Below are 20,845 nucleotides of genomic sequence, written 5' to 3' on the forward strand. Positions count from 1 at the left end.
CCTATTATCGGAAACTATTGCGCGCCGGTGAAAAATAACATTAGAAGTTTTGCTATGGCCTGAATATCCTGAGCCAGTATGCTTTTAATTGCGGGAAAATGCGCCTTGTTTATCCTGCATATTTAAACGCTTGAAGTTATTTTTTATCTTATCAGAAGGTTATTATTATGTTTCTGCTTAATGAAGAACAGCAGGCTCAGGTATCGGGTGGACAACAGCCCGTTACTTTTGCTGATGACACTGCTAACCGTGGTTTGTTTGGCACCATTTGGGATTACACCGTACAGCCGGTGCTGGATTTCTTTAACGGTATCTGGGATTCATTCTGGAACTACGCTGAAGATCTCTTCTCTAAAGTGTTTCCGCCTCCGGTAGCAAAACCTCAGCCTTAATCAGGCATTGCGGCCCGGTAGCCTTAACCTGCCGGGCTAATCATTCCCGTTGTTAACCGCAGCGGCTAAACCGGCTCCTTTTTATTTCTCTGTTTTAAGTTAATGACTCATTGCTTTTGAGTTAGCAGCTGCTTTATCGCCTTCCTGCCTGAGTTGCCAGCGGCTTTCCTCAATTATTCTGCTGTATCGCCGCCTGAATCACCGGCTGTTTTTAACGCTGAGCCATATTTAACCGCGATAAACCGCGTTATCCTGCGCTGCGGCCAGAACCGGGGTGATTATTTTTAAGCGCAAAACGTTAACGCCGGTTCTGTTATAAAATAGTTACCCGTTGCTATTGATGTGAAAATAGATCTTGCAGGAAAAAATTAATTAATTTTCAGGGGCTTTCATCAGGAATGACAAAGACTATTTGTATTGCAGTATTCCGTTAATAGGATTTTTACGATGGTCTGTATAACCCGCTTTTTATATTTTCCCCCGCGCAGGAGAAAGGATATCTCCTGTTTTGTCATTTCTGTTATAAATTAATTAACCTGAATATAAGGTCAACACTATGCGTTTACTTACTGAAGCACAACTGGCCCATGTATCGGGCTCAGGCAGCTGGGGAAACTGGGAATCAACAGATTTCTCCGGCAGTTATGAAGGTAATATTAACGGTGTGGACGTCACCATTATCTGGGGCGGCAGCGTTATTGCCGGCGTTTTCCCTATTCTGGCGATTCCGGGAATGATATGGGGCGCGGTGATGGGCGTCTTTGGCGGCATTATCTCCTCACTATTCCCGCAGCCGTCGCAACAGGCGTAATTTGATAGATCCTTATCTGGCAGCGCTTGCGTTGCCAGATATTTGTACGGTTAATCCCTCTTTTCCCCTTTGGTCTGTTGCCGCTACTGTTCAGTCAGCATTTCACCTTACCCACCAGCCGCGCTGTTTTTTATTGTGATGCTTTATTCGCAGCGGCGTACTTTACGGCGCCATATTCGCCGCGGCGTTTGTACAACGCAGTAATAGAACGGCGCCGGGCCTGTCGCACCAGAGAGCAAAAAACAGGGATTTTTTCCACAGCAGGCGCAGACCGATCGCAGGAAAATCGCTGTTTTACGATAGAGGTTATTTTAATGTTAAACATATCTTTAATGGTTACAGGATGATTGTTTTCTGCATGTTGGCCTCTGCTTCAGGAAGGGAATTAAATTTTTAGGGATGATGCTATGTATGTAATCAACAATAAGCAGCAGCGGGTATCTGGCAGTTCTTTAGATGTAAATGTTGTGCTGAATAATGCCATAGAAACAGATGGTAGTTTTTACAGGGCGGGAATAATTCGGTTTTTTTAATCCAACAGTTAAAGCCGTGCCGCCAGTTCAGGTGTTTCCGCAGACTTGTTTCTGGCAGGGGATTTTTCAGGTGGCGCTAAACTATTTGGCTAAGGTAAATTTTAGTTAAAGCCTGCGAGATTAACAGAATAAACCCGTTATTTATTATTGCTGGAGTACTAAAAGAATAACTTCCCCTTTATAAGCAGGACGTTAATATATCACACCAAATGGTGCGCTGCGGGCCGTATTTTTATATTCAACGCGGTTTTTGAATATGCATCTTTACTTTTTTAGTAGCTGGCAGATTTTCAGCAGGGGATTCTGTTTTATTTACCGTGCCTGCCGCTGGCGCTTATTGCTCGCTGAGCCACAGAGACAGTTGCTGAAGGTAGTTTTATTACCGTGCGGCGCTGGCGGTAAATGTATTTGGTAACAGGCCGGTGCCGTAAATTCGTACTTTTACTATATGGGTAAGTTTAAATTTAATTATATATTTTAATTGCCGCAGGCGAATTATTGCTTGCTTACAGGCCTCCGAATCAGGAGAGAAACGTAATAATTTAAGGATGATATTATGTACGAACTTAACGAAAGACATAAGCAACTGGTATCTGGTGGAGCTTTGGATGTGGATGCAGGCTGGAATACTATTACAACTCTGCCAGGAATAATAGATGATGGTTCTTCAGTGGTTGCTGACATTGATCCGGGATTCACATGGCCGTCATGCGGCATTATTGTACCGCCGATTGGGCTATTTCCCTATCCGCCATGCTGTTGTAGGCCTGTACCGCCAATTTTCGTCTTCCCGGATTTTCCTTCTGAAGCCGTGCCTTTATAGCAGTAAGGCTAATTTAGAGATTTAATTAAATTCTGCAAAATTTACTTTGTAAAATTATTATCCGTTATTGTGCTTTAATAAAAAAAGCCCCCTTTATAACAGGGGGGCTTTTTCATCTTTTTCGGTTTAGCTGCTGGCGGAGTTTAAAAACCAGCGGCTGTTCCTTAACTTCCGCCTGTCGCTTACTACCTGATGGCGTAGCTATTTTCGACAGCGGATTAGATGTTCTTTTTTCGCCATTAACCGTTTCAGCCAGGTGCTGAGCCAGGCTGTACAGCGCGCCGGTAAGCTCAGCGAAGCGTAAACGATGTGCATGCCCGCCGGGCAGCATGAGCAAAGGGGGCGTTAGCTATACCGGTTGGCTTTAATCCGTGCGATATCCACAGCGGATCCGTCAAATGGCCCATCATTTCAGCAGGATATTTGTACCAATGATTTCCGGCCCAGGCGATCCGGGATGGCGGCGGCAGACGGGGCGAAGAGAAAAAAACGGCGGGATGAAACACCCCGCCGCGATAGTCAGGCAACCTGAACCGGCACGGCTTTCGCCAGACGTTTCATTTCGTTGTCGCCCTCAAAGTAGGCGACTTTCGGCTGCCACTGGCGCGCCTCTTCGTCAGGCATTTTTACGTAAGAGCAGATAATCAAAATATCGCCTGCGCAGGCGCAGCGGGCGGCGGCGCCGTTCACAGAAATAATTTTCGACCCGCGCTCCGCCGCTATGGCGTAGGTGGAAAAGCGCTGGCCGTTAGTGACGTTATAGATATCGATCGCCTCGTACTGAAGAATTCCGGAGGCGTCGAGAAAGTCCTGATCGATGGCACAGGAGCCTTCGTAGTGCAAGTCAGCCTGAGTAACCTTCACCCGGTGCAGCTTGCCTTGCAGCATGGTGCGTACCATATCTTTATTACCTTGTTCTGCAACCAATTGAAAAACGGACGGCGCTATAGCTATCGCCGTCGCTTGTTACTGCGTTAAATCCACCGTCTGATTATCGATCAGACGAGCCTTGCCCAGCCAGGCCGCCATCAGGATAACCGCGCGTTTGCTCTCTACGTTCAGCGGCAGCAGCGTCTGCGCATCGCAGATCGCCAGGCCGTCGGGACGTAGCCCCTTATCGCGCAGCGCCTGTTCCGCGCTGTCGATAATCTCCTCTACGTGGCGCTCGCCGTTAGCCAGCTTTTGCGCCATCTCGCGCATTACCTGGCTTAACGCCGGGGCCAGTTTGCGTTCGTCGGCGGTGAGATAGCCGTTACGCGAGCTGAGCGCCAGGCCATCCTTCGCCCGTACCGTCGGCACGCCGATGATATCGATATCGTAGCCCATATCCGCCACCATTTTGCGGATCAGCGCCAGCTGCTGATAATCCTTTTCGCCAAAGCAGGCGAGATCGGGCTGCACCAGGTTAAACAGCTTGCTGACGATGGTGGCGACGCCGCGAAAGTGGCCGGGACGGCTGGCGCCCTCCAGCAGGCTGGAAAGGCCGGGTACTTCGACAAAGGTCTGGCTGTCCAGCCCCTGGGGATAAACATCAGCCGGGGCAGGCGCGAACACCATATCAACGCCGCGACGGTTCAGCTTTTCGCAATCCTCCTGCAGCGTGCGCGGATAGCGCGCCAGATCGTCAGCGCGATCGAACTGCATCGGGTTGACGAAGATGCTGACGACAACGATATCGGCGCGCTCGCGCGCTTCATCCACCAGCGTCATATGGCCTTCATGCAGATTGCCCATGGTTGGCACCAGCGCGATACGTTTACCTTCCTGCCGCCAGCGTCGGATTTCCCGGCGCAGCAGCGGCAGCGTTTCGATAATCAACACGAAGTTTCTCCTGTTTACTGAAAACTGTGTTCCGCCGCGGGATAGCTGGCGTTTTCCACTTCCTGCGCATACTGGCGCACCGCGGCGCGGATATCGCCCGCTTCGGCCAGGAAGTTTTTGGCGAATTTAGGAATATGTCCGCCGGTAATGCCGAAGGCGTCATGCATCACCAGGATCTGGCCGTCGGTAACGTTGCCTGCGCCGATGCCGATGGTCGGAATAGCCAGCGCTTCGGTAACGCGCTGCGCCAGCGCTACCGGCACGCACTCCAGCACCATCAGCTGCGCCCCCGCCGCCTCCAGCGCCAGCGCGTCGCTCAGCAGGCGTTCCGCCGCCTCTTCATCGCGCCCCTGGACTTTATAACCGCCGAAAATATTAACCGACTGCGGCGTCAGGCCAAGATGCCCGCATACCGGCACCGCGCGCTCCGTCAGCATCTCTACGCTTTCCGCCAGCCAGGCGCCGCCCTCCAGCTTTACCATATTGGCCCCGGCGCGCATCAGGCGGCCCGCGCTTTCGCAGGCCTGTTGCGGCGTGGCGTAGCTCATAAACGGCAGGTCGGCGAGCAGCAGACAGTGCGGCGCGCCGCGGCGTACCGCCGCCGTATGATAGGCGATATCTTCTACCGTCACCGGCAGCGTGGAGTCGTGTCCCTGCACCGTCATACCCAGCGAATCGCCTACCAGCATTACCTGGATGCCCTCATCGGCGAACAGCCGGGCGAAGCTGAAATCATAGGCGGTGATGGAGGCAAATTTTCTGCCCGTCTGTTTCCACTGGCGCAGGTGGGAAAGGGTGGTAGGTTTCATGACAACCTCGCTCTCTACGTTGATGGCGCAGTGTAATGGATCGCAGCAAGAGAGGAAATCTCTTATAGCGGCAGGGCGGGGGCGGAAAGCGACGAGACCTCTACCAGGGGAGAATGGCGGTGCAGTCCAGCTGGCGGGCGATAGCGGCCAGCGCGCGTCCGTCCGGCAGGCGCGCCTGCGGCGCGATTTCCAGCAGCGGCACCAGCATAAAGGCGCGATTGAGCATATCGTAGTGGGGCACCGTCAGGCGCGGCGTGCGCAGCTCGCGATCGTCAAACAGCATAATATCGAGATCGAGCGTGCGCGGCCCCCAGCGCTCCGCTTTACGCACCCGACCCTGTTCCAGCTCAATGCGCTGGGTATGATCGAGCAACGCCTCCGGCGACAGCCGGGTATCCAGCGCCACGGCGGCGTTCAGATAGTCTGGCTGATCGGGCGGGCCATAGGGCGGCGTACGGTAAAAAGAGGAAACCGCCGCCCGCCGCGTTTGCGGAATGGCGGCGAGCGCATCAAGCGCGCTGCGCACCTGCTGCAGCGGATCGGCCAGGTTGCTGCCTAAGGCGAGGTAAACCCGGCTCGTGCGGGTGTTTGCCAGCCCGCTCATGCGTTGCTGCTGTTCTCGCGGCGCGGCGCGGCAGGGCGCTTGCGCGGACGACGGGGACGGCGGCGCGGCGCCGGATCGTCGCCGAGGGTTTTTAACATATGGTTCTGCTGCGGCGGCGCGGCGGCCTGAAATTCGCCCCACCAGTGCGCCAGACGCTGTAGCTCCGGGTTATTCTCCACTTCGGCACGCAGCGCCAGCAGATCGTAGGCGGCGCGGAATTTAGGATGTTCCATCAGCTTAAGCGCCCGCTTGCCGTGGCGACGCGACATGCGCAGCTGCAGCTGCCAGATATCGCGCACCAGCGTGGTGATGCGCTTGGGAATCGCCAGCGAGCGACAGGCTTCGTCCAGTACGTCATTCATCGCCAGCGCAAAGGCGTCGTAATAAACCAGCCCGCTCTCCTGAGCGATGCGCTGCGCGGTTTCCAGCTGCGGATACCAGAACATCGCGGCAAACAGAAAGGCGGGATTAACCCGCATCTGGTTGTGCAGGCGCGTATCGGTATTTTTCAATACCTGCTCAATCATGCGCTCCATCAGACTGTCGCCGCGTTCGGTAAAGGCGCGGCTGATTACCGGGAACAGCGGCTGGAACAGCTGATATTCGCGCAGCAGCTGGTAGGTGCGGAAACCATAGCCCGCCTGCAGCAGCTTTAACGCCTCCTCAAACAGGCGCGCCGGCGGGACATCGTTCAGCAGGGTGGCGAGGCGCGGGATCGGCTCGGCGGTGGTTTCCGCGATACGCATTTCCAGCTTGGCGGCAAAGCGCACCACGCGCAGCATCCTGACCGGATCCTCTCGGTAGCGCGTTTCCGGATCGCCAATCAGGCGAATAATGCCCTGCTGCAAATCCTGCAGGCCGCCCACATAATCGCGCACGGTAAAATCGGCCACGCTGTAGTAAAGGCTATTGATGGTGAGATCGCGGCGCTGGGCGTCATCTTCGATGGTGCCGAAAATGTTGTCGCGCAGCAGCATGCCGTTCTGGCCGCGCTGGGCGTTATCATCTTCCTCCGCCTGGTGGTGCCCGCGGAAGGTGGCGACTTCAATCACTTCCGGGCCAAACATCACGTGGGCGAGGCGGAAACGACGCCCAACCAGCCGGCAGTTACGGAACAGCTTGCGCATCTGCTCCGGCGTGGCGTTGGTGGTCACATCAAAATCTTTCGGCGCTTTACCCAGCAGCAGGTCACGAACACCGCCGCCCACCAGATAAGCTTCATAGCCCGCTTTGTTCAGGCGATAAAGAACTTTCAGGGCGTTTTCGCTAATGTCTTTGCGCGAGATGTTATGACTTTCACGAGGGACGACGGTCATCTGCGGTTCGTCTTCCTCTACCTCTGCCGGCGTCGCATCTTCACGACTCAGGACCTTACGGCAAAAATTAGCTACTCGGGTAAAAATGGGACACCTCGATAATGACGAAAATTCGGTGGTAAAATCAGCGGCTAATCATAGCCTGTTGCGCGCCGTTTGAGAATGGTGTTGTCGCTTCAACGGCGGGTAATGCGTTATTGCGCGGTATTTTCGCTAAATTCCACCGGGCAACGGCCTGCGTAAGCAGCTGCGCGGTAGTGATATCCTGCCACGCCTGCGGGACATCCTGCCCCAGAAAACGCAGCGCGTCGATCAGCACCGGACGCGGATCGCCAACGGGCAGCCGCGGCGCACGATTCTGTTTCGACAGTTTATTGCCGTCGTGGTTAAGCGCCAGCGGCAGATGCAGCCAGGTGGGCTCCTGCCAGCCAAGCTGCCGGTACAGGGCGATTTGCCGTACCGTCGGCGCGATTAAATCGGCGCCGCGCACGATTTCCGTAACGCCCTGAAAATGATCGTCCACCACCACCGCCAGATTATAGGCGAACAGCCCATCACGGCGATGAATAATAAAATCCTCTTCCGCCAGCGCGGCGTCAACCTGAACCTCGCCGCGCAGCAGATCGTGAAACTGATAAACCGGCTGATGCTGACGCAGGCGTAGCGCGGCCTGCTGCGGCCCCCGTTGGCGATCGCGGCAGTAGCCGTCATAGAAACCGCCGATCTGCTGAATACGGCTGCGTGTGCAGGTGCAGTAGTAGCTCTGGCGATGCTGACGCAGCCAGGCCAGCGCCTCGCGGTAGGCCTCGTGCCGCTGCGACTGCCAGAGCACCTCGCCGTCCCAGTGCAGGCCGTAGTGTTCCAGCTGCTGCAGAATAGTTGAGGCGGCGCCGGGCGCCTCGCGCGGCGGATCGATATCTTCAATGCGTACCAGCCAGCGTCCGCCCTGGGCGCGGGCGTGCAGCCAGCTGCCAAGCGCGGCAATCAGCGAGCCAAAATGGAGTTCACCGGAAGGAGAGGGAGCAAAGCGACCGATACAGGGAGTAGACGTTGCCATAGTTATGTAACTGCAGCGTGAGGAGTATGCTTTCCCGCCCACGCTGCATGATTCACATGCCGTTAACCGGCCATCTGTTTTTCGCGGATTTCTGCCAGCGTTTTACAGTCGATACAGAGATCGGCGGTAGGACGCGCTTCAAGACGGCGAATACCGATTTCAACGCCACAGGATTCACAGTAGCCGAAATCGTCATCCTCCACTTTTTTCAATGTTTTTTCGATCTTTTTGATCAGTTTACGTTCGCGGTCGCGGTTGCGCAGTTCGAGGCTGAACTCTTCTTCCTGAGCGGCGCGATCGACCGGATCGGGGAAGTTGGCAGCTTCGTCCTGCATGTGTGATACCGTACGATCGACTTCATCCCTGAGTTGATTGCGCCACGCTTCAAGTATCTTCCTGAAGTGCGCCAGCTGGGCTTCGTTCATATACTCTTCGCCCGGTTTCTCCTGGTACGGCTCCACCCCAGCGATGGCGAGAATACTCAGGGACGATGTTTTACGGTTTTGCCCTTCTTGCATGTTGTTTCTCCTGGATAACACGCACTATCGATCCCCAGTGGGGAAAAAAACAGGCCGCTATAAATAACAGAAGCGGTTAAGGTTGGCAATTATTCCTGAACACGCCTTGACAAGCCTGTGAGGAACAGCGTATTTAGCGCGGCACGACTTTTTATGGTCCGGCAGGCCCGCATTAAATATCACAGCGTCAGTTTTAGCCGCTGATTCAGCCACATGCCCGTCGGAGATATCTCAGCCCGGTAGCAGAGTATCTCCACTCCGCTCTGTTGCGCCTGCGCCAGTTGTTCTGCATAGCGCGCATCAATGTGACGCGCGGGGGAAACCTCCTCAATCCCCGAGTGCAGGACAGTAAATAACATAACCGCGCGTTCGCCCCGTTGGGCGATTAAGGCCAGCTCACGCAGGTGTTTTTGGCCTCGCACGGTCACCGCATCCGGGAAGTACCCCTTGCCCTGCTGCAACAGCGTCACGGATTTCACTTCAATATAGCACTCCGGTTTGTTATGTGCCTGAAGCAGAAAATCGATACGGCTGCGTTCTGCGCCGTATTTCACCTCGGCGCGCAGGTGGGGGTAGTCCGATAATTCCGCAATACGCCCCTCCGTCAGCGCCTCACGTACCAGCTGATTGGCGCGCAGAGTATTGACGCAAATCATATGACCCTGCTGCGTCTCAGTCAGTTCCCAGCTGTTGGGATATTTCCGCGTCAGGCTGTCTGACGTGGAGAACCAGACGGTATCGCCGGGCGTGGCGCAGCCGGTCATCGCACCGGTATTGGCGCAGTGTAGCGTTAAGGTTTCGCCTTCGGGTGTGATCACATCGGCAAGAAAACGTTTATAACGCTGAATCAGACGCGCCGGACGCAGCGCGGGTTGAAAAATCATGGCATCTCCTGCAGCGGCCAGCTTTGCAGGCAGCGATAGCGGGTGCGTCCCTGGCTGAAAAGCGACTGATAAAGGGAAAAATGATCGACGCGGAACTGCCAGTGGAAGTTGCGCGGCGGCAGGGCAACCGGACGGGTGGCGTTGCGCAGCAGCGTGATATGAGGATGAAACGGCTGCGGGCTTTGATGGCAGCCGCTGCGCGCCGCCTGCGCGCGCAGCATCTCCGCCAGCTGCAGCAGTCCGCGCGGCGCCTGGCGACAGCCAAGCCATACCACGCCGGGGCGCGGCCAGTGTCCCGCATCATCCAGATCGAGGGTAAAGGCGCGCTGTTGAATGCGTCCCGCCAGCCGCTGCAGCCCCTGCGCCTTCTCGTCGCTCACTTCGCCAAGAAAGGCCAGCGTTAGATGCAGGTTGGCGGCGGCGACAGGGCGCCCCGCCTCTTCAGGAAACTGCTGCGCGCGCCAGCGCACCAGCTGCTCTGGTAGAGGCTCAGGTAATCCGATGGCGAAAAAGAGGCGACGTGCGCTCATAACACTCTCCGGTAAACAAGACAGAGGAATGCTACAATGCGCACCATCATAAGACCAATGCTGGACGGAGTTTCGTTTGAGTGAGTTACCGGTAAGCGCCGTGCTGCCTGAAGTGCTGGCCGCGCTACAACAGGCGCCGCAGGTGCTGCTGGCGGCCCCGACGGGCGCAGGGAAATCCACCTGGCTGCCGCTGCAGCTGTTGCAACAGGGCGGCTTCGCCGGACGCATTATTATGCTGGAGCCGCGCCGTCTGGCGGCGCGCAACGTGGCGCAGAGTTTGGCGGAGCAGCTCGGCGAACAGCCGGGGGCTACCGTTGGCTACCGGATGCGCGCTGAAAGCCGCAGCGGCCCGCACACCCGGCTGGAGGTGGTGACCGAGGGCATTCTGACGCGCATGCTGCAGCAGGACCCGATGCTGGAAGGCGTATCGCTGGTGATTCTCGATGAGTTTCACGAACGCAGTTTGCAGGCCGATCTGGCGCTGGCGCTGTTGCTGGACGTGCAGCAGGGGCTGCGCGACGATTTACGCCTGCTGATTATGTCGGCGACGCTGGATAATGCGCGCCTGAGCGCCCGCCTGCCCGCGGCGCCGCTGATTGTTTCTGAAGGGCGTAGTTTCCCGGTAGAGCGCCGCTACGCCAGTCTGGCGCCCCAGCTGCCGTTTGACGAGGCGGTGGCGCGCGAGGTGGCGCAGCTGCTGCGCACGGAGCCGGGTTCGCTGCTGCTGTTCCTGCCCGGCGTCGGGGAGATAGAACGGGTAAAACATCAGCTGGCTTCGCGGGTGGATAAAGATACGCAACTGTGCCCGCTGTACGGCGCGCTGCCGCTGGCGGCGCAGCGGCAGGCGATTCTGCCGGCGCCCGCCGGTAAGCGCAAAGTGGTGCTGGCGACCAATATTGCCGAAACCAGCTTAACTATCGACGGCATTCGGCTGGTGGTGGACAGCGCGCTGGAGCGCACGGCGCGCTTTGATGCGCGCAGCGGTATTACGCGTCTGCAAACTCAGCGTATCAGCCAGGCTTCGATGACGCAGCGCGCCGGACGCGCCGGACGTTTATCGCCGGGCATCTGCCTGCATTTAATCAGCCGCGAGCAGGCGGAGCGCGCCGCCGCGCAGGGCGAGCCGGATATTTTACAGAGCGATCTCAGCGCGCTGTGGCTCGATCTGCTGCAGTGGGGATGTCATGACGCCGGGCAGCTCTGCTGGATCGACCAGCCGCCCGCGCCCGCGCTGCTGGCGGCGCAAAAACTGCTGTTGCAGCTCGGCGCGATTAATGAGTCAGGGCAGCTGACGGCGCAGGGACGGGCGATGGCGAAGCTGGGCAGCGAGCCGCGCCTGGCGGCGCTGCTGATCGCGGCGCGCGGGAGCGATGCGCAGGCCACCGCCGCCCGGCTGGCGGCGATGCTGGAGGAGCCGCCGCGTCAGGGAAGCCGTAATCTTGCCGATCACCTGTTTATCTCTCATCACGGCTGGCAGCAGCGCGCGCGCCAGCTGCTGCGCCGGCTGAACGCGACAGGCGGCGAACTGGATATTACGCTGGCGCCGGCGCTGCTGGCGCAGGCGTATCCCGATCGGCTGGCGCGTCGACGCGGCGAAAGCGGACGCTATCAGCTGGCGGGCGGACCAGGCGCGATGCTCGATCATGACGATGCCCTGACGCGCCACGAGTGGCTGATCGCGCCGCAGCTGCTGCAAAGCGATGCGCAGGCGGAGGCGCGCATTCTGCTGGCGCTGCCGGTTGATATCGCCGCGCTGCAGCGCGACTGCCCGCGCCTGCTGCGTAGCGAAACCGATATTGAATGGGATGAGGAAAAGGGCACGCTGCGCGCCTGGCAGCGCGATAAGATCGGCGTGCTGGCGCTGAAATCCGCGCCGCTGGCGAAGCCGGACGCGGAGGTGCTGCACCCGGCGATGCTGCGCTGGATTCGCGAAAAAGGCCTGGCGGTGCTTAACTGGACGCCAGAGGCGCAGCAGCTGCGGCTGCGATTGCACTGCGCGGCGCAGTGGCTGCCGGAAGAGAGCTGGCCGCCAATGGATGATGAGACGCTGCTCGCCACGCTTGAGCGCTGGCTGCTGCCGGAGATGAGCGGCGTGCGCGATATCAAAGGGCTGCGCCAGATTAGCCTGGTCGGGGCGCTATTACATTTGCTCACATGGTCGCAGCGCCAGCGGCTGGATAGTGCGTTGCCAACTCATTACACTGTGCCCACCGGCAGCCGCCTGCCGATTCGCTACGATAGCGAAAAGCCGCCCGCGCTGGCGGTGCGCCTGCAGGAGATGTTTGGCGAAGCGCAGAATCCAGCGATTGCTGAAGGGCGCGTGCCGCTGGTGCTGGAGCTGCTATCGCCCGCGCAGCGCCCGCTGCAAATTACCCGCGATCTCGCCGCTTTCTGGCAGGGCGCTTATCCGCAGGTACAGAAAGAGATGAAAGGGCGCTACCCTAAACATGCGTGGCCCGACGATCCGGCGAGCGCGCAGCCGACGCGCCGCACGAAAAAGTATGCCGCGCCGCAGTAGCGACATCGGCCCGCTTTCGGAGGGTTCCGCTTTCCGAAGCGCTGCAGTAAGAACAGAGTAACCGGCCATATCTGGAGAAACGAACCAATGTCTGGGAACGATCGCGAACCAATCGGGCGCAAAGGAAAACAGCCGCCGCCGCCGCGTAAAGCCGGCGGCCAGGGGCGCCGCAGGGAAGAGTACAACGACCAACAGAATGATGACGAGCTGGAGGAAAGACCGGTGCCACGTAAAGGAAAAAGGCGGCCGCCGCGCAGCAAAAAAAGAAGATGGCTGGGATGGCTGATTAAGCTATTCATCGTGCTGGTTGTGGTGATGGCGGCCTATGGCGTCTGGCTCGATTCGGAAATTCGCAGCCGCATCGACGGCAAAGTCTGGCAGCTGCCGGCGGCGGTTTATGGCCGTATGGTCAATCTGGAGCCAGGCATGTCCTGGAACAAAAAAGAGATGATCGCGCTGCTGGAGGGCACGCAGTATCGTCAGGTCACGCGCATGACGCGTCCGGGCGAGTTCACCGTGCAGGCGAACAGCATCGAAATGATCCGCCGTCCGTTTGATTTCCCCGACAGCAAAGAGGGGCAGATTCGCGCTCGCCTCTCTTTCAGCAACGGTGAGCTCAGCCAGATTAAAAACCTCGATAACGGACGTGATTTCGGCTTCTTCCGTCTCGATCCGCGGCTGATCACCATGCTGCAGTCGCCGAACGGCGAGCAGCGGCTGTTTGTGCCGCGCGCCGGCTTCCCCGATCTGCTGGTGGATACGCTGATTGCTACCGAAGATCGCCATTTCTACGAGCATGACGGCATCAGCTTCTACTCTATCGGGCGCGCCTTTCTGGCGAACATCACCGCCGGGCGCGCGGTGCAGGGCGGCAGTACCCTGACGCAGCAGCTGGTGAAAAACCTGTTCCTGACCAACAAACGTTCGCTGTGGCGTAAGGCCAACGAAGCCTATATGGCGCTGATTATGGATGCGCGCTACAGCAAGGATCGCATTCTGGAGCTCTATCTGAACGAGGTCTATCTCGGCCAGGCGGGCAGCGATCAGATTCGCGGATTTCCGCTGGCCAGCCTTTATTACTTCGGGCGTCCGGTAGATGAGCTGAGCCTCGATCAGCAGGCGCTGCTGGTAGGCATGGTGAAGGGCGCCTCGCTCTATAATCCGTGGCGTAATCCGAAGCTGGCGCTGGAGCGGCGTAATCTGGTGCTGCGCCTGTTGCAGCAGCAGAAAGTTATCGATCAGGAGCTGTATGACATGCTCAGCGCGCGTCCGCTCGGCGTTCAGCCGAAGGGCGGCGTGATTACGCCGCAGCCCGCGTTTATGCAGATGGTGCGCGGCGAACTGCAGGCGAAGCTGGGCGACAAGGTGAAAGATCTCTCTGGCGTGAAGATCTTCACCACGCTCGATCCGGTTTCGCAGGATGCGGCGGAAAAAGCGGTGGAAGAGGGCGTGCCGGCGCTGAAAAAACAGCGCGGTTTGCACGATCTGGAAACCGCAATGGTGATTGTCGATCGCTTCAGCGGCGAGGTGCGCGCCATGGTGGGCGGGGCGGATCCGCAGTTTGCGGGCTACAACCGGGCAATGCAGGCGCGTCGTTCCATCGGCTCGCTGGCGAAACCCGCTACCTATCTGACGGCGCTGTCGCAGCCCGATACCTATCGCCTTAACACCTGGATCGCCGATGAACCTGTCGCGCTGAAAATGTCCAACGGTCAGGTCTGGAAACCGCAGAACGACGATCGACGCTTTAGCGGCAAGGTGATGCTGGTGGACGCCTTAACCAACTCAATGAACGTGCCGACGGTTAATCTCGGCATGACGCTGGGGCTGGATAACGTGATCAATACCTGGACGAAGCTGGGGCTGCCGAAAGATCAGCTGCATCCGGTTCCGGCGATGCTGCTTGGCGCGCTCAACCTGACGCCGATTGAGGTAGCGCAGGCGTTCCAGTCCATTGCCAGCGGCGGCAACCGCGCGCCGCTTTCCGCGGTGCGTTCGGTGATTGCGGAAGATGGCAGCGTGCTCAACCAAAGCTTCCCGCAGGCGGAGCGCGTCGTGCCCGCCCAGGCGGCTTATCTGACGCTCTATACCATGCAGCAGGTCGCCGCGCGCGGCACCGCGCGCGCGCTGGGAGCGAAATATCCGGGCGTACATCTGGCGGGCAAAACCGGCACCACCAACAACCAGATCGATAGCTGGTTTGCCGGCATCGACGGCAAAGAGGTGGCTATTACCTGGGTAGGTCGTGATAACAACCAGCCTACCAGGCTGTATGGTTCTTCCGGGGCGATGCAGCTCTATCGCCGCTATCTGGAAAACCAGGCGCCGATGCCGCTGCTGTTGACGCCGCCGGAGGATATCGCCTCAATGTCCGTCGATTCCGCCGGCAACTTCGTCTGCGATAGCGGCAGCAGCGGCTGGCGCACGCTGCCGGTCTGGACTACCGACGCCAACGCGCTCTGCCAGCAGCAGATGCAGCAGTGGCAGCAGCAGATGCAGCAGCAAATGGAACAGCAGCAACAGCAACAACAACAGCCGCCGCAGCAGCAAAGCGGCGATAGCGTTGCCGGCTGGATTAAAGATATGTTCGGCGGCAACTAATCGCGCCGCGCGGCATGGAAGTTAACGGGCGCCCAGGCGCCCGTTATTTTTTAATTCCCTTTCGGCTTTACAGCCTGTTTCCTTTATTCTCTCTTCTCCTGATGAACGCTTCTCGTTGTTGCGTCTGTGGTTAAAGTTTTTGTTTTATTTGCCCTGATGATTTCCTGTGTGTTATTTTTTAATTAACCAAAAGGATAATTACTTCAGAATTACGCTCGCTATTGCCGCTTAATAAAGCAATTACAAATTGGGCGCGTAATAACAGGCAAAATTGACGGCTTAAAGGCGGTTAATATTCAGCTGGTAAGTCTTAAGCCTTCCGATTTTTCTCTTTAACTTTACCTCATAAAATAAAAACGGAGTTTACTGTGGGAAGCTTATTAAGGAATATCAATCTCTCCGCTAAATTAGCGATACTGGGCGTAATGGCGCTGATTCTGTTTATTCTGCCTACTGCTTTACTCATTAATACAGGGAACCACGCTATTACGGTAAAGCACCTGGAAGTGGGCGGCGTACCGGTAGAAAAACAGTTTCTCAGGCTGCTGGGGGTTTATCAACGCCACTGGCAGGAAAGCTATCTGGTCATTGCCGGTGAGAAGCCGGAAGCAACGGCGCGCGCGGCGCTGAAAAATGAGGCGGAGCGGCTGCATACCCAGCTGACTGACGCGCTGAGGCAGGACGGCGCCGGGCAGGCGCTGGAAAAAATGCAGGTTCTGACGAAGAGCTGGGAGGCGTTGCAGCGCGCGCTTGCCGCGCAACGGCTGTCGGCTATGGAGAATAATCTTCAGCACGAGCGGATACTGGATGAGATGCTTGACGTCGTCGCCGATTCGCTGGATTTCTATCAGCTATCGCTGGATGCCGATCTGATCAGCTATCAGCTGATTGTGAGCACCTTTAATGAAATCCCGAACGTGATTGATAAGCTGGCGCGCGTCCGCAGCGAGGGCGCTGAAGTTCTGGCCGACAGATATGGCAAGAAAGAAACGGACTATATGCGCGTCGCTTACCATATCGAACAGGCCAAAGCCACCATGGCGCTGTTTCATAAAAACTTTGACAAAGCCTTTGCCCTTAATCCCGCGTTAAAAGCGCAGATTGGCGACGCGGTGGAAACCAGCTGGCAGGAGGCGATGGATACTTTAAAGATAGCCTATGATATTTTTAATCAGCATAAGGCGACGGATCTGACGGTAAATGACTATACCTCGCATTTTACCCGGATTCTGGACAAATTTGAAACGGTAGGTAATGAAGCGGCAGATTCGTTATTAATACTGTTGAACGATCAGGCGAGCAGCAAACGCCGGGCGCAGTTTGAGCTGCTGGGATTACTACTGGCGCTGATGCTGGTGACGGTTGTTTTCGCCGTCTACATTGTGAAAACGGTCACCAGGCCGCTAAATGAAGCCACAATAATTGCACAAAACGTAGCGGCAGGCGATTTAACCAGCCGAATTCACGCCGAAGGCAATAACGAAACCGCCTCGCTGCTGCGCTCGCTGGGGGAAATGAACGCCAGGTTGTCCACGCTGGTGTTCACCATTAAAGAGAACGCGGACAAAATCGCCTCTTCTTCGGCGGAGATTGCCGACGGCAACCAGGATCTCTCCGCCCGAACCGAACAGCAGGCTGCCTCGCTGGCGGAAACGGCCGCCAGTATGGAGCAGCTGGCATCGATTATTAATCAAAATGCCGATAACACCCGTCATGCTGCGGAAATCGCCCAGGCGGCGACCGAGGCGGCGCTGTGCGGCGGCGAAGCGATGGAGTCGGTGCTGAAGTCGATGGAGCAGATCAACAGCAGCTCCGGCCAGATTCAGGAAATTATCGGCGTGATTGACGGCATCTCCTTCCAGACCAATATCCTCGCGCTGAACGCCGCGGTTGAAGCGGCGCGCGCGGGCGAGCATGGTAAAGGGTTTGCCGTGGTGGCAGGCGAGGTGCGCGCGCTGGCGCAGCGCTCGGCAACGGCGGCCAGAGAGATTGATTGAAAAATCCGTTAACCATTCGATGGAAGGGATCAGCATGGTGCAGGATGCCAGGGAGAAGGTGCATCAGAGCGTAACGGCCATTGAGCAAACCACGCAGCTGGTTAAGGAAATCTCCGATTCGTCCAAAGAGCAGAGCGCGGGCGTTTCGCAGATCAACATTGCCGTTAGCCAGATGGACACGACTACTCAGCAGAACGCTACCCTGGTAGAGCAATCTGCCGTCGCCTCCGCTTCTATGGCGGAGCAGGCGAGGGCGCTGCGTGAGTCGGTTGCCGTGTTCCGCACCGATGACAAGGGCGCCGGAACCGCAGCCTGACGTCGGGTTGCTCCTTTACCTTATTTATCTTTTTGCTTTACGGGCGCCCGCTTAGCGGCGCCCTTTTTGATTTATCACATAGCAGCCGCGAGGTTGCCTGAAAGCTCGCCAGCGTTGGGCTGCGGGCGGCCATTACCGCTTGCAGTCGTTGCTCTGTTTCGCATATCATCCACCCTCAATAATAAGCATAAGAATAATTCTCGTTTACATTTCTGTTTAATATATTTCCCCTTTTATCAGAGAAAAGATAATGGTCAACGCGCATAAAACTATTCTTGCAGCGTCCGCCTCGGCGGGCATGTTGAAACGGCCGCTGGCGCTGCTGGTGGCCCTGACCCTGGCCGGCGGCGGTACGGCGTTTGCCGCCGGGGAAACCCTCGTGGTGGATGCTTCTGCCGGCGTGCCGCAGGAGAGCGCATGGGGCCCGGCGCCGACTATCGCTGCTAAACACAGCGCCACCGGCACCAAAACCGATACCCCGATTGAGAAGAACCCGCAGTCGGTATCGGTCGTAACGCGTCAGGAAATGGATATGCGCCAGCCCGCTTCGGTAAAAGAGGCGCTGGGCTACACGCCGGGCGTAACCGTTGCCAGCCGCGGCTCTTCCAACACCTATGATATGGTGATTATCCGCGGCTTCTCAGCCATCGGCCTGAACCAGAATAACTACCTGGACGGTCTTAAACTTCAGGGTAATTTCTACAACGAAGCGGTTGTCGATCCCTATATGCTGGAACGCGTTGAACTAATGCGCGGGCCAACCTCAGTGCTGTATGGCCGCAGCAACCCTGGCGGCATTGTCGCCATGGTCAGCAAACGCCCCACCAGCGAGTCGTTGCGCGAAGTGCAGTTCAAAATGGGTTCCGACAACCTGATGCAGACCGGATTCGACTTTAGCGATGCGCTGGACGATGACGGAACCTTTTCTTATCGCCTGACCGGCGTCGCGCGCGCTAACGATGACCAGCAGGAACACGCAAAACAGAAACGATACGCCATCGCGCCTTCCTTTAGCTGGCGTCCGGATGAAAAAACCAGCTTTACGTTCTTGTCGAATATTCAGAACGATCCGGCTACCGGCTATTATGGCTGGCTGCCGAAAGAGGGCACCGTGCAGACGCTGCCCGACGGCAGCCGTTTGCCGAACGACTTTAACGAAGGCGCGGCGAATAACAGCTATTCACGCTATCAGCGTATGGTTGGCTATAGTTTTGACCATGCGTTTAACGATACCTTTACGCTGCGTCAGAATCTGCGTTATACCCAGATTAAAAGCGCGCAAAAAAGCGTCTACGGTACCGGTATTTGCACCGTCGAAAGCTGTAAAGATATCGCTCCCGGCGATGTCGGCCACTATTTAACGCGCGGCACCGTGGTGGATAGCGAGCGTTTGCATAACTTCACGGTAGATACCCAGCTACAAAGTAAGTTCGCTACCGGCGAGGTGGCGCATACGCTGCTGACCGGCGTTGATTTTCAGCGCATGAGCAATGATATTTACGCGAAATTTGGTTCAGCGCCCGCGCTCGATCTCTATAACCCGCGTTGGGAAGATTTTGATTTTGATGCCGCTGAGCCTTATCAGCTCAACAAAATGAAGCAGACCGGGCTCTATGTTCAGGATCAGATGGAGTGGGATCGCTGGGTGTTAACGCTGGGAGGCCGCTATGACTGGTCGCAGCAATCTACCACCGTGCGCAGCGACAACGGCAGCATCGCCCGTACCGACCGCCAGTTTACCTGGCGCGGCGGCATTAACTATTTATTCGATAACGGAATTTCTCCTTACTTCAGCTACAGCCAGTCCTTTGAGCCCAACGGTTTTGATGTCTTTGGCGATCCGCGCGTCTCCTATGCGCCTTCAAAAGGCGAGCAGTATGAAGCGGGGGTAAAATATGTGCCGAAAGATCGTCCGCTGGTGCTGACCGCAGCGGTTTATCAGCTGACGAAAACCAATAATCTGACGACAGCGCCGGGCAACCCGTATGCCCAGGTTCCGGCTGGCGAAATACGGGTTCGCGGCCTGGAGCTGGAAGGAAAAGCCGCGCTCACGCCGAGTGTCAATATGACGGCGTCTTATACATGGACCGATGCTGAATATACGCAAGATACCACGCTGAAGGGCAATACGCCGGTACAGGTGCCGAAACAGATGGCATCGCTGTGGGGCGATTATACCTTCAATAACGGGGCGTTAAGCGGCCTGACGCTGGGCACGGGCGGACGCCTGATCGGCTCCAGCTATGGCGACCCCGCCAATACCTTTAAAGTCGGCAGCGCGGCCGTCTGGGATGCGGTGGTTAAATATGATCTCGGCCGCTTCGGCATGTATGGCTCCAGCGTTGCGTTGAACGTTAATAATCTGCTGGATCGTGAGTATGTTGCCAGCTGCTTCCAGACCAACGGCTGCTTCTGGGGCGCAGGACGCCAGGTCGTCGCTACCGCTACGTTCCGTTTCTGACCAACTTAACCGGGCGCGGCCTCTGTCGCGCCCGTTACCGCTGAAGATAACCATGTCATATTCATCGCCGCAGGGCACCACTTTCTCACTCGATCGCGTCAGTTTCCGCGTGCCGGGGCGCACGCTGCTGCATCCTCTCTCGTTAACTTTTCCCGCCGGGAAAGTCACCGGCCTGATCGGCCATAACGGTTCCGGCAAATCAACGCTGCTGAAAATGCTGGGGCGTCACCAGACCGCCAGCGAAGGCCGCATCCTGCTGAACGATAAGCCGGTGGCGGAGTGGAGCAGCAAAGCTTTCGCGCGCGAAGTCGCCTACCTGCCGCAGCAGCTGCCGGCGGCGGAAGGAATGACGGTGCGTGAGCTGGTGGCGATAGGGCGCTATCCCTGGCACGGCGCGCTGGGACGCTACGGCGAAGAGGATCGCGCCAGGGTGGAGGAGGCGATCGCGCTGGTGGGGCTGAAGCCGTTCGCCGCGCGGCTGGTGGACAGCCTCTCCGGCGGCGAGCGGCAGCGCGCCTGGCTGGCGATGCTGGTGGCGCAAAACAGCCGCTGCCTGCTGCTGGATGAGCCGACCTCGGCGCTGGATATCGCGCATCAGGTTGAGGTGCTGGCGCTGATTCAAAATCTCAGCCGGCAGCGCGGCCTGACGGTGATCGCCGTGCTGCACGATATCAATATGGCGGCGCGCTATTGTGATTATCTGGTTGCGCTGCGCGCGGGCGAGAGCATCGCTCAGGGGGCGCCGGGCGATATCATGCGCAGCGAGGTGCTGGAGCGCATCTATAACATTCCCATGGGCATTCTGCCGCACCCGCAGGGCGGCGCGCCGGTCAGCTTCGTTTACTGAGACAAGG

At 57.4% G+C, this 20,845-nt stretch carries 18 protein-coding genes; 9 read left to right on the forward strand and 9 right to left on the reverse strand.

The features are described 5' to 3' along the window. Positions 1-167: 167 nt before the first annotated feature. The 3 genes from FKM52_RS05230 (at position 168) to FKM52_RS05240 (ending at position 2,559) form a co-directional block, all read left to right on the forward strand. Entirely contained in the window at positions 168-392 is a 225-nt protein-coding gene (locus FKM52_RS05230; RefSeq protein WP_141175130.1) for a hypothetical protein, read from the forward strand. 556 nt (positions 393-948) lie between these two features. Next, positions 949-1,203: a hypothetical protein gene (locus FKM52_RS05235; protein WP_141175131.1), complete on the forward strand. Its 255-nt coding sequence runs from the start codon at positions 949-951 to the stop codon at positions 1,201-1,203. A 1,089-nt stretch (positions 1,204-2,292) separates the two neighbouring features. Beyond that, positions 2,293-2,559: a hypothetical protein gene (locus FKM52_RS05240; protein ID WP_141175132.1), complete on the forward strand. Its 267-nt coding sequence runs from the start codon at positions 2,293-2,295 to the stop codon at positions 2,557-2,559. 519 nt (positions 2,560-3,078) lie between these two features. On the opposite strand, the gene panD is transcribed toward FKM52_RS05240, so the two are convergent. From panD to thpR, 9 genes are all read right to left on the reverse strand, one after another. Next, positions 3,079-3,459, reverse strand: coding sequence for an aspartate 1-decarboxylase (panD, locus tag FKM52_RS05245; RefSeq protein WP_141175133.1), 381 nt, complete (start codon positions 3,457-3,459; stop codon positions 3,079-3,081). A gap of 66 nt (positions 3,460-3,525) precedes the next feature. Beyond that, a complete protein-coding gene (gene panC / locus FKM52_RS05250) occupies positions 3,526-4,380 on the reverse strand; it encodes a pantoate--beta-alanine ligase (RefSeq protein WP_141175134.1) in 855 nt (284 codons plus the stop codon). Between the two features lie 14 nt (positions 4,381-4,394). Continuing rightward, positions 4,395-5,189, reverse strand: a complete 795-nt coding sequence (panB, locus tag FKM52_RS05255) for a 3-methyl-2-oxobutanoate hydroxymethyltransferase (protein WP_141175135.1) — start codon at positions 5,187-5,189, stop codon at positions 4,395-4,397. Between the two features lie 100 nt (positions 5,190-5,289). Beyond that, a complete protein-coding gene (gene folK / locus FKM52_RS05260) occupies positions 5,290-5,793 on the reverse strand; it encodes a 2-amino-4-hydroxy-6-hydroxymethyldihydropteridine diphosphokinase (RefSeq protein ID WP_141175136.1) in 504 nt (167 codons plus the stop codon). Beyond that, on the reverse strand, positions 5,790-7,196 hold the full coding sequence (gene pcnB / locus FKM52_RS05265; protein WP_141175137.1) for a polynucleotide adenylyltransferase PcnB: 1,407 nt from the start codon (positions 7,194-7,196) through the stop codon (positions 5,790-5,792). Before pcnB ends, folK begins: the two co-directional genes overlap by 4 nt. Before the next feature lie 37 nt (positions 7,197-7,233). Beyond that, positions 7,234-8,166: a tRNA glutamyl-Q(34) synthetase GluQRS gene (gluQRS, locus tag FKM52_RS05270; RefSeq protein ID WP_141175138.1), complete on the reverse strand. Its 933-nt coding sequence runs from the start codon at positions 8,164-8,166 to the stop codon at positions 7,234-7,236. A 62-nt stretch (positions 8,167-8,228) separates the two neighbouring features. After that, on the reverse strand, positions 8,229-8,684 hold the full coding sequence (dksA, locus tag FKM52_RS05275; RefSeq protein ID WP_038628110.1) for an RNA polymerase-binding protein DksA: 456 nt from the start codon (positions 8,682-8,684) through the stop codon (positions 8,229-8,231). A gap of 179 nt (positions 8,685-8,863) precedes the next feature. Further along, on the reverse strand, positions 8,864-9,568 hold the full coding sequence (sfsA, locus tag FKM52_RS05280) for a DNA/RNA nuclease SfsA (RefSeq protein ID WP_141175139.1): 705 nt from the start codon (positions 9,566-9,568) through the stop codon (positions 8,864-8,866). Next, positions 9,565-10,098 carry an RNA 2',3'-cyclic phosphodiesterase gene (gene thpR / locus FKM52_RS05285; RefSeq protein WP_141175140.1) on the reverse strand — a complete coding sequence of 178 codons (534 nt, stop codon included), beginning with the start codon at positions 10,096-10,098 and terminating at the stop codon, positions 9,565-9,567. Before thpR ends, sfsA begins: the two co-directional genes overlap by 4 nt. Positions 10,099-10,174: 76 nt before the next feature. Here thpR and hrpB point away from each other — a divergent pair, with 76 nt between their 5' ends. The 6 genes from hrpB to fhuC all read left to right on the forward strand — a co-directional run bounded on the left by hrpB (position 10,175) and on the right by fhuC (position 20,838). After that, positions 10,175-12,616, forward strand: a complete 2,442-nt coding sequence (gene hrpB / locus FKM52_RS05290) for an ATP-dependent helicase HrpB (RefSeq protein ID WP_141175141.1) — start codon at positions 10,175-10,177, stop codon at positions 12,614-12,616. 87 nt (positions 12,617-12,703) lie between these two features. Further along, entirely contained in the window at positions 12,704-15,217 is a 2,514-nt protein-coding gene (gene mrcB, locus FKM52_RS05295; RefSeq protein ID WP_141175142.1) for a bifunctional glycosyl transferase/transpeptidase, read from the forward strand. A gap of 368 nt (positions 15,218-15,585) precedes the next feature. Beyond that, positions 15,586-17,214 (forward strand): methyl-accepting chemotaxis protein, encoded by a 1,629-nt coding sequence (locus tag FKM52_RS22075; protein ID WP_281284967.1) that lies wholly within the window; start codon positions 15,586-15,588, stop codon positions 17,212-17,214. Beyond that, the gene (locus FKM52_RS21900) at positions 17,207-17,530 is read left to right on the forward strand and encodes a hypothetical protein (protein ID WP_246085495.1); all 324 of its coding nucleotides are present in this window, start codon (positions 17,207-17,209) and stop codon (positions 17,528-17,530) included. The genes FKM52_RS22075 and FKM52_RS21900 overlap by 8 nt, the downstream gene beginning before the upstream one ends. 298 nt (positions 17,531-17,828) lie before the next feature. Next, positions 17,829-19,991 (forward strand): ferrichrome porin FhuA, encoded by a 2,163-nt coding sequence (gene fhuA / locus FKM52_RS05310; RefSeq protein WP_141175216.1) that lies wholly within the window; start codon positions 17,829-17,831, stop codon positions 19,989-19,991. Positions 19,992-20,043: 52 nt separating this feature from the next. Continuing rightward, positions 20,044-20,838: a Fe3+-hydroxamate ABC transporter ATP-binding protein FhuC gene (gene fhuC, locus FKM52_RS05315; protein WP_141175144.1), complete on the forward strand. Its 795-nt coding sequence runs from the start codon at positions 20,044-20,046 to the stop codon at positions 20,836-20,838. Positions 20,839-20,845: the final 7 nt, after the last annotated feature.

It is taken from the genome of Mixta tenebrionis, assembly GCF_006517625.1.
GTDB lineage: Bacteria > Pseudomonadota > Gammaproteobacteria > Enterobacterales > Enterobacteriaceae > Mixta > Mixta tenebrionis.